General features: G+C 61.3%; 10 protein-coding genes. 1 reads left to right on the plus strand and 9 read right to left on the minus strand.

What is annotated here, in order from left to right; translation table 11 throughout:
* On the plus strand, positions 1–783 hold a 783-nt coding region (locus GVN17_RS25800; RefSeq protein ID WP_166598116.1), incomplete at its 5' end, for an HAD-IC family P-type ATPase.
* Between the two features lie 162 nt (positions 784–945).
* Here GVN17_RS25800 and hutG read toward each other — a convergent pair.
* The 9 genes from hutG to GVN17_RS25845 form a co-directional block, all read right to left on the minus strand.
* Positions 946–1,749 carry an N-formylglutamate deformylase gene (hutG, locus tag GVN17_RS25805; protein WP_166598117.1) on the minus strand — a complete coding sequence of 268 codons (804 nt, stop codon included), beginning with the start codon at positions 1,747–1,749 and terminating at the stop codon, positions 946–948.
* A gap of 24 nt (positions 1,750–1,773) precedes the next feature.
* Entirely contained in the window at positions 1,774–2,979 is a 1,206-nt protein-coding gene (gene hutI, locus GVN17_RS25810; protein ID WP_166598118.1) for an imidazolonepropionase, read from the minus strand.
* Positions 2,980–3,110: 131 nt separating this feature from the next.
* Entirely contained in the window at positions 3,111–4,505 is a 1,395-nt protein-coding gene (locus GVN17_RS25815) for an amino acid permease (protein WP_166598119.1), read from the minus strand.
* A gap of 214 nt (positions 4,506–4,719) precedes the next feature.
* Positions 4,720–6,270 carry a histidine ammonia-lyase gene (gene hutH, locus GVN17_RS25820; protein ID WP_371928619.1) on the minus strand — a complete coding sequence of 517 codons (1,551 nt, stop codon included), beginning with the start codon at positions 6,268–6,270 and terminating at the stop codon, positions 4,720–4,722.
* Positions 6,267–7,904 carry a histidine ammonia-lyase gene (hutH, locus tag GVN17_RS25825; protein ID WP_166598120.1) on the minus strand — a complete coding sequence of 546 codons (1,638 nt, stop codon included), beginning with the start codon at positions 7,902–7,904 and terminating at the stop codon, positions 6,267–6,269. The genes hutH (GVN17_RS25820) and hutH (GVN17_RS25825) overlap by 4 nt, the downstream gene beginning before the upstream one ends.
* A 14-nt stretch (positions 7,905–7,918) precedes the next feature.
* On the minus strand, positions 7,919–8,746 hold the full coding sequence (locus GVN17_RS25830; RefSeq protein ID WP_218576409.1) for a glycine betaine/L-proline ABC transporter ATP-binding protein: 828 nt from the start codon (positions 8,744–8,746) through the stop codon (positions 7,919–7,921).
* Positions 8,746–9,597, minus strand: a complete 852-nt coding sequence (locus tag GVN17_RS25835; RefSeq protein ID WP_166598122.1) for a proline/glycine betaine ABC transporter permease — start codon at positions 9,595–9,597, stop codon at positions 8,746–8,748. The genes GVN17_RS25830 and GVN17_RS25835 overlap by 1 nt, the downstream gene beginning before the upstream one ends.
* A gap of 169 nt (positions 9,598–9,766) precedes the next feature.
* Positions 9,767–10,732 carry an ABC transporter substrate-binding protein gene (locus GVN17_RS25840; protein ID WP_166598123.1) on the minus strand — a complete coding sequence of 322 codons (966 nt, stop codon included), beginning with the start codon at positions 10,730–10,732 and terminating at the stop codon, positions 9,767–9,769.
* A gap of 130 nt (positions 10,733–10,862) precedes the next feature.
* Positions 10,863–12,332 carry a cytosine permease gene (locus GVN17_RS25845; RefSeq protein WP_166598124.1) on the minus strand — a complete coding sequence of 490 codons (1,470 nt, stop codon included), beginning with the start codon at positions 12,330–12,332 and terminating at the stop codon, positions 10,863–10,865.
* Positions 12,333–12,396 lie beyond the last annotated feature (64 nt).

Here is a 12,396-nt window from a genome sequence, read left to right on the forward strand (position 1 = left end):
TCTCAGGCCATTGCCACTGATTTCGGCAAGGACGGGCATCTATCGGTCGAGGGGTTCGAAGCGCTGGGCGGGCGGGGTGTGAAGGGAGAGGTCGATGGTCGTCTGTATCACTTGGGCAACCACCGGTTGGTGCATGAGTCGGGGCTGTGCTCGCCCGAACTTGAGGCGCGTCTTGAGGTGCTGGAAACCCAAGGCAAAACCGTGGTGCTGTTGTTCGACGAGACCGGACCGTTGGCGTTGTTCGCCGTGGCCGACACGGTCAAGGACAGCAGCCGTGAAGCCATCGCGCAATTGCATGCGCTGGGCGTGAAGACCGTGATGCTCACCGGTGATAACCCACACACTGCCAAGGCGATTGCCGCGCAGGTGGGGATTGATCAGGCCCAGGGCAACCTGCTGCCGACCGACAAGTTGCAGGCGATTGAGGGCCTGTACGCGCAGAACCACCGCGTCGGGATGGTGGGTGATGGCATCAACGACGCCCCTGCATTGGCGCGGGCGGAGATCGGCTTCGCAATGGCCGCTGCCGGGACTGACACCGCCATCGAAACCGCCGACGTGGCGTTGATGGATGACGACTTGCGCAAGATTCCGGCGTTCATCCGCCTGTCGCGGGACACCGCTGCGGTGCTCAAACAGAACATCGCGCTGGCGCTGGTGATCAAGGCGATCTTCCTGGCCGTGACCTTCGCAGGCGTCGCGACCATGTGGATGGCGGTGTTTGCCGATATGGGGGTGAGCTTGCTGGTGGTGTTCAACGGGTTGCGGTTGTTGAGGAAGTAACGCAAGTTTTGATGACGCTGCGCTATCCCCTGTGGGAGCGAATTCATTCGCGATGGTCTGTCTGACGATGGATCTGCGTCGGATGTACCCATGTCTCGCGAATGAATTCGCTCCCACAGTGAGGTCAGCATTTCACATCAGGAAGTGTATGAAGTGGAGCGATTACTTCCCGTACTTCTCCCGCCCCCAGGCGATCATGCTTTCCAGAAGTGATTTCAATACCACCCGCGTCGGATCAGCCAGATCCGCGCGGTAGTGGAACGGCACGAACTCTTCCATGTACGTGCTCTGCGCCAGTTCCAGCTGCACCGCGTGGATGTTCTCGGACGGGTTGCCGTAGTGGCGGGTGATGTGGCCGCCCTTGAAACGACCGTTGAGCACATGGCTGTAGTTCTTCGCGCCTGCGCACACCGCTTCAACGCGTTTTTCCAGCTCGGGATCGCAGCTCGCGCCGTTGAAGGTGCCGAGGTTGAAGTCCGGCAGGCGACCGTCGAACAAGTGCGGGATGTGGCCGCGAATCGAGTGGGCGTCGAACAGCAGCGCGTAGCCGAACTCATCACGCAGACGCTCAAGCTCGTTGCACAGGGTGTCGTGGTACGGCGTCCAGATTTGCTCCAGATACATCGCGCGTTCTTCCTGGGTCGGCACCTGGCCTTCCTTGAACAGCGGGTCGCCTTCGAACAGCGTCGACGGGTACAGCCCCGTGGTCGCACCGGCATACAACGGCTTGTCGTCTGACGGGCGATTGAGGTCGATGACGAAGCGCGAATACTCGGCCGCCAACACGCTGGCGCCCAGATCGTGGGCGAAATCGTAGAGGCGCGGGATGTGCCAGTCCGTGTCCGGCAGGCTCACAGCCTCGTCCACCAGCCCTTCGCGCACCACCGGCGTCAGGTTCAGACCTGGGTGCGGCATGCTGATCAGCAGCGGCACGCGACCGCGAGTGAAACTAAGTACCTTGTCCACAGTATTCTCCTGATTGGAAACGGCTTAGAAACGACTTTCCACGCCGTGACGCACGACGCGTTTATCCAGATCCCCGCCCAGCCAATAGGCCAGGTCCGCGGGCCGTTCAATGTTCCATGCAACGAAATCGGCGACCTTGCCGACTTCCAGCGAACCGTGCGTTTCGGCCAGTCCCAAGGCTTGCGCGGCATGAATCGTTGCGCCCGCCAGGGCTTCTTCCGGGGTCATGCGGAACAGGGTGCAGGCCATGTTCAGCATCAGTCGCAGCGACAGGCCCGGCGAGGTGCCGGGGTTGAGGTCGGTGGCGATGGCGATCTTCACGCCGTGTTTGCGCAGGGCGTCCATCGGTGGCAACTGGGTTTCGCGCAGGAAGTAAAACGCACCCGGCAGTAACACGGCGATGGTGCCGGAAGCGGCCATTGCGATGGCGTCTTCCTCGGTCATGAATTCCAGATGGTCAGCCGACAGCGCCTGATAACGGGCTGCCAGACTCGAACCATGCAGCGACGACAACTGCTCGGCGTGCAGCTTCACCGGCAAGCCCAATTGGCCGGCGGTGATGAACACCTGCTCGACCTGGGCAGGCGAAAACGCCAGGTATTCGCAGAACGCATCCACCGCATCCACCAGATTTTCAGCCGCCAGTGCAGGCAGCATTTCCGAGCAGATATGGGCGATGTAATCGTCGGCGCGGTCTTTGTACTCAGGGGGCAGGGCGTGGGCAGCGAGGCAGGTGGTGCGCACGGTGACCGGGAGTTTTTCCCCCAGCTGGCGAGCGACGCGCAGCATTTTGCCTTCGCTGGCCAGGTCCAGGCCGTAGCCGGATTTGATCTCGATCGTGGTCACGCCGTCCTTCAGTAAATGCTGCACACGGCGCTCGGCGCTGGCGTAGAGCTGTTCTTCGCTGGCCGCCCGGGTCGCGCGCACGGTGCTGGCGATACCGCCACCGGCCGCTGCGATCTCGGCGTAGCTGACGCCTTGCAGACGCTGCTCGAATTCGCCGCTGCGATTGCCGCCAAACACGGTGTGGGTGTGGCAGTCGATCAGGCCAGGTGTGACCCACGCGCCGTCAAGGTCAACCTTTTGAGCATCAGCCAGATCAGGGGCATCGCTCAGAGGACCGACCCAGGCAATGTGCGCTCCGTCGGTCACGATGGCCGCGTTCTCGATGATCGAATACGTGCCGTTTGCCATGGTTGCTGCGTGACAGTTATGCCAGAGCGTTTTCATCGATACCTCCAGAGTGCGAAACGATAAAGAACCTGTGGGAGTGAGCTTGCTCGCGATGACGGTGTGTCAGACGGCATAGATGTTTCTGGCCCGTCGCAATCGCGAGCAAGCTCACTCCTACAGGATTGGTGTCATCCGACAGATCGATGTTTGGTCAAGTCTTGTTTTGGCTTCACCCAAACCCGATACGCAATCACCAACATCACAATCCACACCGCACCCACCAGAAGCGCTGCCTGCGTATCGGGGAAATACCCCAGCACCACAAACACGAATACCATGAAGGCAGTGGCGGCAATCGGTGCGACCGGCCACAACGGCACCGGAAATTTCAATTGCGCGACGTCTTCCGGACTCATCGAGCGACGCATCGCAATCTGCGTGACGAGGATCATCAGCCACACCCAGACCGTGGCGAAGGTCGCGATGGATGCGATCAGCAGGAACACGTTCTCCGGAATCAGATAATTCAGCACCACGCCGCAGAGCAATGCGGCGCCCATCACCAGCACGGTCATCCACGGCACGCCGTTGGCCGACAATTGCGCAAAACCCTTCGGTGCCTGACCCTGTTTGGCCAGGCCATACATCATGCGACCGGCGCCGAAAATGTCGCTGTTGATCGCCGATACCGCTGCCGAGATCACCACGATGTTGAGGATGATCGCCGCCGAGGAAATCCCCAGCTTGTCGAAAATCTGGACGAACGGGCTGCCCTGATTACCGATCTCCTGCCACGGATACAGTGACATCAGCACGAACAGCGTCAGCACGTAGAACAGCAGAATGCGCAGCGGCACGGCATTGATAGCGCGGGGAATCACCCGCTCAGGATTGCGCGCTTCGCCTGCTGCCACACCAATAATCTCGATGCCACCAAAAGCAAACATCACCACTGCCAAAGCCGCCACTAGCCCGCTGACGCCGTTGGGCATGAAGCCGCCCTGGGTCCACAGGTTGCTCACGTGGCTGACGCTGTCGCCCGCAGACGACCCGATGCCGAACAGCAGAATCCCGAAGCCCGCGAGGATCATCGCGATGATCGCGCCGACCTTGAGCAGCGACAGCCAGAATTCCGTTTCGCCAAACACTTTGACGCTGCACAGGTTGAGCGCGCCAATCACGAAAACGATGCCGAGCACCCAGATCCAGCGGGGTACGTCGGGGAACCAGAAACCCATGTAGATCCCGAATGCCGTGACGTCGGCCAGGCAGACGATGATCATCTCGAATGCGTAGGTCCAGCCCAGGACGAAGCCTGCCAGCGGACCCAAGTATTGCGTGGCGTACTCGCTGAACGAGCCGGACACCGGGTTGCGCACGGCCATCTCGCCGAGTGCGCGCATGACCATGTACACCGCGGCACCCGCGATGAGGTAGACCAGCAGTACAGCGGGCCCGGCCAGTTTGATCGCCGACGCCGAGCCATAGAACAACCCGGTGCCGATGGCAGAACCCAGCGCCATGAAGCGAATGTGACGGGCGCTGAGCCCGCGTTTCAGATCTGTTGCGTTTTGCGGTTTCATTTCACGCGTTTTCCTAGTCTTTCCTTTTGCTGAAATGAGGATGGGCACCCAATCCTGTAGGAGTCAGCTTGCTCGCGATAGCGGTTTGTCAGACACGCAATTAGCGCCTGATGAACCGTCATCGCGAGCAAGCTCACTCCTACAGGGCGGTGGCGAAACGCCAAAAGCGCTCCCACCTTCATTTCAATGACAGGCCGTCCCTGGCCTGTCCCGATCAGAAGCTCGGCAGCAGGTCAGCGGAAACCAGTTCGCTCAGGCAATTGGATGCCAGCAGCGCGGTGGCGGCCTCGATGTCAGGGGCGAAAAAGCGGTCTTTTTCGTAGAACGGGACTTTGCCGCGCAGGGTGGTGCGGGCGATTTCCAGTTTTTCCGAGGTCTTCAGACCATTGCGCAGGTCCAGACCCTGACACGCAGCCAGCCATTCTACAGCCAGCACGCCACGGGTGTTTTCCGCCATTTCCCACAGACGCTTGCCAGCGGCGGGTGCCATCGACACGTGGTCTTCCTGGTTGGCCGAGGTCGGCAGGCTGTCAACGCTGTGCGGGTGGGACAGCGCCTTGTTCTCGCTGGCCAATGCCGCTGCGGTCACCTGGGCGATCATGAAGCCGGAGTTCACGCCGCCATTGGCCACCAGAAACGGCGGCAGTTGCGACATATGCTTGTCCATCATCAGCGAGATGCGGCGTTCGCTCAGCGAGCCGATTTCAGCGATGGCCAGCGCGATGTTGTCGGCGGCCATGGCCACCGGCTCGGCGTGGAAGTTGCCGCCCGAGATGATGTCGTCTTCGGCGGCGAACACCAGCGGGTTGTCGGACACGGCGTTGGATTCGACGGCCAGCACTTCAGCGGCCTGACGCAACTGGGTCAGGCACGCGCCCATGACCTGTGGCTGGCAGCGCAGGGAATACGGGTCCTGAACCTTGTCGCAGTCGCGGTGGGAGTCGGAGACCTGGCTGCTGTCGCCCAGCAAGTCGCGATAGGCCGCGGCGGAATCGATCTGACCACGTTGACCACGGGCGGCGTGAATCCGCGCATCGAACGGCGAACGCGAGCCGAGCACTGCTTCAACGGTCAGCGCACCGCAGCTCAAGGCGCCGGCAAACAGGTCTTCGCCTTCGAACAGGCCACGCAGGGCGTACGCGGTCGACACCTGTGTGCCGTTCAGCAGGGCCAGGCCTTCTTTTGCGGCGAGGGTCAGCGGCTTCAAGCCAGCGACTGCCAAGGCTTCAACGGCGTTCAGCCACTGGCCCTTGTGGCGCGCCTTGCCTTCGCCCAGCAGCACCAGTGACATGTGCGCCAGCGGTGCAAGGTCGCCGGACGCACCGACCGAACCTTTCAGCGGAATGTGCGGATAGACCTCGGCGTTGATCAGCGCGATCAGTGCGTCGATCACCTGACGACGAATGCCCGAGAAACCACGGCTCAGGCTGTTGACCTTGAGCACCATGATCAGGCGCACCAGCTCGTCACTGATCGGCTGACCGACGCCTGCGGCGTGGGACAACACCAGCGAGCGTTGCAGGTTTTCCAGATCGGCGCTGGCGATGCGGGTCGAAGCCAGCAGGCCGAAACCGGTGTTGATGCCGTAGGCCGTGCGGTTTTCAGCAAGGATACGCTCGACGCAAGCCACGCTGTCTTCGATCTGTTGGTCGGCGCTGGCGTCCAGCGTGAGGGTTACGGGTTGCTGATAGATCGCGCGCAGTTGCGCCAGGGTCAACTGGCCGGGGATCAGGTTCAGCGGGGTCGCCTTTTGGGTGTCGGTCACGATGCTGCTACTCCTTCGTTGATGTCGGTCGCGTGCCTTGAACTGGCTCCTGCCTGTTCCGCGCTTGTGGCGCTCGGACTGCGACTGTTGCTGTTATGGGTTGCCGCATAATCGCGGCAGACCTGAAAGACGGTTTCCAGTGATTCTTCGTTCTTGAGCAGGGTCACGCTGCTGGCGATGTCCGGGGCCAGCCAGCGGTCTTCGTCATAAGCCGGAACGCGCTCACGCAGCAGACGCCACGCGGCTTCGGTGCCCACGCCGAAGCGCGGCCCCTTAAAGAATTCGAACGCCTGAGCGGCGAGCAAGTACTCGATGGCGAGGATCTGCGTGACGTTTTCCAGCACCTTGTGCAGCTTTAACGCGGCGCTGGTGCCCATGCTCAAGTGGTCTTCCTGAAGCCCCGACGTCACGTAGTTGTCGATGACGGCCGGTTGCGCCAACTGACGATTTTCCGCGCAGAGGGAAGCGGCGACATATTGCACGATCATCATCCCGGAGTTGACCCCCGGCTGGCTGACCAGAAACGCAGGCAGGCCGCTGACGGTCGGGTTGATGAGGCGGTCCAGACGTCGCTCGGCGATCGAGCCGAGTTCAGCCATCGCAATGGCGAGCAGGTCCGCCGCCATGGCCACGGACTGACCGTGCGGGTTGGCTTGCGAGACGACGCGATAGGCGTCAGGCGTGCCCAGCAGCAACGGGTTGTCGGTGGCCGAATTCAGCTCGGTTTCGATCTGCTGGGTGGCGTGGGCGAGTTGGTCGCGGGTGGCCCCGTGGACCTGCGGAATCGAACGGATGCTCAAGGCGTCCTGTGTACGAATGCCTTTGCTGTTGGCCAAGACTTCGCTGCCCGCCAACAGACCGCGCAGGTTCCTGCCCACTTGCTGCATGCCCGGATGGGGCTTGAGCGCAATGATCGTTTCATCGAATGCGTCGAGCTGACCGCGCAGGCCTTCGAAGGTCATGGCGCTGATCACGTCGGCCCATTGCATCAGGCGATTCACGTCGGCGATGGCCAGGCAGCTCAGGCCGGTCATGCACGGCGTGCCGTTGACCAGACACAACCCGTCCTTGGCGCCTAGCTCGACCGGCGACAGACCTTCCTCGCTCAGCGCTTGCAACGCCGACACGACTTGCCCGCGATAGCTGACCTGGCCGACACCCAACAGCGCGACGCCGATGTGTGCCATGTGGGTCAGGTAGCCGACCGAACCCTGGGACGGCACCTGCGGCGTGATGCGGCGGTTGAGCAAAGCCATCAGCGCTTCGACCACCTGACGATGGATGCCGGACTTGCCCTGTGTGTAGTTGATGATCGCGGCGCAGATGATCGCGCGGGTCTGCTCGTCGGGCAGCGCCGGGCCGACACCGCAGGCGTGGCTGAGCAGCGTATTGCGCGACAGGCGGCTCAGTTGCTCGCCTTGCAGCGACACGTTGCACAGCGCCCCCAAGCCGGTGTTCACGCCGTAGGCGCGTTCATCGCTGGCGACGATGCGCTGCACGATGGCCTGGGCGTTGTCGATCCGTGCCCAAGCGTTATCGGACAAGGCCAGCGTGGCGCCATGACGGGCCACGGCAGTGATGTCCTGCCAAGTGACCCGTGCATCGCCGATGATGATCTGTTCTGCTCGCGACATGACTACAGCCGTCCTTAAATGGTCGCCACCCGCCGCTGGACGAAACGGTCAACGTAGTCGTCTGCAGGGGAGTAGAGGATTTCTTTGGGGGTGCCGACCTGAATCAACCGGCCATCCTTGAGAATGGCGATGCGGTTGCCGATGCGCACGGCTTCATCCAGGTCGTGGGTGATGAACACGATGGTCTTCTTCAGGGTTGCTTGCAGTTCCAGCAACTGGTCCTGCATTTCGGCGCGGATCAACGGGTCGAGGGCGCTGAACGCTTCGTCCATCAGGATGATGTCGGTGTCGGCGGCCAAGGCGCGGGCCAGGCCCACACGCTGACGCATGCCGCCCGAGAGCTGATGCGGGTACTTCTTCTCGTAGCCCTTCAAGCCGACGGTGGTGATCCAGTGCTGCGCACGCTCGGCACATTGCGCCTTGCTCTCGCCGCGAATCGCCAGACCGTAGGCCACGTTGTCGGCCACGGTCTTGTGGGGCAGCAGGCCGAAGCTCTGGAACACCATGCTGATCTTGTGGCGACGGAAGTTGCGCAGCGCTTCCATGTCGTAGGTCAGGATGTTCTCGCCATCCACCAGAATCTCGCCGCTGGTGGGGTCGATCAGGCGATTGAAGTGGCGCACCAGCGTGGATTTTCCGGAACCCGACAGGCCCATGATCACGAAGATCTCGCCGCTGCCGATCGACAGCGACAGGTCGTTCACGCCGACCACACAGCCAGTCTGAGCGAGGACCTGATCCTTGCTCTGGTTCTGCTGGACCATCGCCAACGCTTCGTTGGCGCGGTTGCCGAAGATTTTGTAGACGTTTTTGACGACGATTTTGTTCTGTTCAGCGTTCATCACTTGCTCGCCTCATGCCGTGGGCGGCCATAGGCCTGCGTGATACGGTCGATCACGACCGCCAGGATGACGATGGCCAGGCCCGCTTCGAGGCCGCGTCCGACGTTGAGCGTCTGAATGCCCACCAGCACGTCTTCGCCCAAGCCACGGGCGCCGATCATCGAGGCGATCACCACCATCGACAGGGCCATCATGGTGGTCTGGTTGATCCCGGCCATGATGCTCGGCAGGGCCAGCGGCAGTTGCACGCCGAACAGCTGTTGCCAGCGGTTGGCGCCGAACGCGTTGATTGCTTCCATCACTTCGCCATCGACCTGGCGGATGCCGAGGTCGGTCAGGCGAATCAGCGGCGGCGCAGCGTAGATCACGGTCGCGAAAATCGCCGGGACCTTGCCCAGACCGAACAGCATCAGCACCGGGATCAGGTACACGAAGCTCGGCATGGTCTGCATGATGTCGAGCAACGGCATCAGCACCGACCGCAGGCGATTGCTGCGCGCGGAGAGAATCCCCAGCGGCACGCCGATCAGCACCGAGATGAAGGTCGCCACCAGCATCAGCGCGAGGGTCTGCATCAACTTGTCCCACAGGCCGACCGCGCCGACGAGGAACAGCAGACCGACCACCACCGCCGTGGTAGTGAATTTGCGCGTGGCGTGCCAGGCGATGAGGCCGACGATGGCCAGCAACACCCACCACGGCGCCACGCGCAGCAGGCCTTCGAGTTTGACGATGGCCCACAGGAGCGTGTCGGAGATGTGCCGGAACACGTCGCCGTAGTTGGTGACCAGTTTGTCGACCCAGTCATTGACCCAGTCGGCGATGGAGAACGTGAAGCTTTCGGGGAACATAATCTTGTCTCGATCTATTTGATGGCGCTTAGCCCCTGTAGGAGTGAGCTTGCTCGCGATAGCGTCGTGTCAGCCAAGGATGATGTTGGATGTTTAAACGCTATCGCGAGCAAGCTCACTCCTACAGGTTCGGTTATGCCGCGATTCGTGCGGCATCCGGATCTAAGCCTTACAACGAAGCTTCTACCTTCTTGGCAGCGTCTTCGCTGACCCACTGGTGCCAGACCTCAGGATGTTCCTTGAGGAAGATCTTCGCCAGCTTTGGCGACTCGATGCGATCCTTGGTCATGCGGGCCAGGTTCTGGTTCAGCAAGTCGATCGGGATGTTCACCTTTTCCAGCACCGACACCAGCTCGGGCGCCTGCTCGTGGAAGGTCTTGGACAGGCCGACTTTGATGTCGATGGTTTTGTTCACGCCCGCTTTTTCTTCCAGACGCACCATGTCCACTTGCCCCATCAACGGCGTCGGCGACCAGTAGTACGCCAGGATTGGCTCGCCACGCTTGTAGCTCGACAGAATCGCTGCATCCAGCGCCGGGCCGGTGCCAGGGCGGAAGTTGGTGTACTTGCCTTCCAGGCCGTAGCTTTTCAGCATCTCGCTGTTTTCCAGCTCACAGGTCCAACCAGCCGGGCAGTTGTAGAAACGGCCCTTGTCCGGCTCTTCGGCGTCCTTGAAGACTGCTGCGTATTTGCCCAGATCGGCAATCGTTTTCAGGTCCGGGGCCTTGGCTTCCAGCTTGCGCTTGGCGTCGCCTTCAATCACGTAGCGCGGCACGTACCAGCCTTCCACGGCACCTTTGACCGGCGCGCCGACACCCACCACTTTCCCGGCGGCTTCAGCCTTGTTCCACACTTCGCTGCGGCCTACCCACTCCTCAGCGAAAATTTGAATGTCGTTGGTACTCAGGGCGTTTTCCATGGTGATGGAGTTGCCGGGCAGGCTGTCGGTTTCGCAGCCGTACCCCTTGTTCAACACCACTTGCAGGACGTCGGTCAGCAGCATGGCGCTTTCCCAGTTCAGACCGGCGAATTTCACCGGTTTGCCAGACTCACACCATCCCGCTGCCTGGCTGGCACCACTGGCGAACAAGCCTGCGGTCAGCAGTGTGGATAGCAGGGCCTTTTTGGATTTCATTATGTGTAGCTCCTGGTCTTGAATGGGTTTTCGACAATCACCAAAGCGGTCGGCACTCAGCCTGATCAAAGGCCGGATGTGGGTTCCGCACCGCTCTGGCACAGCTTTAACAGACGGGCATGACGAACTTTCAGTTCACCGCAGCCTGCGTCGGTGCTGCATTTTTGGGTGTTTGAGGCGTGACGTCTTCGGTCGGCAGAATCAGGCGGTCGGCGATCTTTCCGGGCCATTTCCGCGCGGCGACGTAATACAGCACCGCAGGCACCACCAGACCGATGATCCACGAGATGTCGGTGTCATCAAGGCTGGCCACCAGCGGCCCGGTGTAGAAATGGGTCGAGATGAACGGCATCTGAATCAGCACGCCGATCACGTAGATGCTAATGCCGACCCAGTTCCAGCGACCATAACGACCGTCCGGGTTGGACAGGGCAGGGATGTCGTAGCGCTCCTTAGTGATGCAGTAGAAGTCCACCAGGTTGATCGCGCTCCACGGCGTGAAAAACGCCAGCAGGAACAGGATGAACGCTGAGAAATCCTTGAGGAACGAGTCCTTGCCCAACAGCGCCAGCGCGGTGGCGATGCCGACCATCGCGAAGATGTACGTCAGGCGCAGCGCGCTGGAGATGTGGCGATTGCCGCGAAAGCCGCTGACGATGGTCGCAATCGACATGAAGCTGCCGTAGGCGTTGAGCGTGGTGATCGTCACCTTGCCGAACGCGATGCTGAAGTACAGCGCGGCGGCCACGGCACCGGTGCCGCCCAGGCCGACGATGTACGAGACTTCGTGATGAGCGAAGTTCTTGCCGGCCAGTGCCGCCGCGAACACGCCAAACACCATCGAAGCCTGTGCGCCAATCACCGAACCCAAGCCGACGGCCCAGAATGTCTTGCTCGCCGACGTGCTGCGCGGCAGGTAGCGCGAGTAGTCCGCGACGTACGGGCCGAACGCGATCTGCCACGAGGCCGACAGGGAAATCGCCAGCAGGAAGCTGCTCAGCGAGAAGTGTTTGTTGCCCAGCAGCGCGCCGACGTCGTTACCGGCCAGCAGTGCGCCGAACAGGTAAACGAAGGCGATCACGCCGATGATGCTGGCGATCCGGCCGATCATGTGGATGACCCGGTAGCCGAAAATGGTCAGGACGACGATGGCAGCGGCGAACAGCACAATGCCTTGCCAGTCGGGCACCTGAATCAGTTGAGCGACGGCTTGCCCGGCCAGCAACGAGCCGCTGGCGGAGAAACCGATGTACATCAGGCACACCAGCACCAACGGGATCACAGCCCCATAGACGCCGAACTGCACCCGACTGGAAATCATCTGCGGCAGACCCAGTTTCGGACCCTGCGCCGCGTGCAGCGCCATCACGCCACCGCCCAGCAGTTGACCGATGAACAAACCGATCAGCGACCAGAACACGTCGCCGCCCAACACCACGGCCAAGGCCCCGGTGACGATGGCGGTGATTTGCAGATTCGCACCCAGCCAAAGGGTGAATTGACTGAACAGACGACCATGTCTTTCCGCGTCAGGGATGTAGTCGATCGAACGCCTTTCGATCACCGAAGCTTGTGCAACACGATCCTCTGGAACAGCCATCTCAAAACTTCCCCTAAAGCGAGTGTTGATGCACGTATTGCCGAACGCCGACCTTCTGTAGGAA

Source organism: Pseudomonas sp. SLFW (genome assembly GCF_009905615.1).
Taxonomy (GTDB): domain Bacteria; phylum Pseudomonadota; class Gammaproteobacteria; order Pseudomonadales; family Pseudomonadaceae; genus Aquipseudomonas; species Aquipseudomonas bambusae.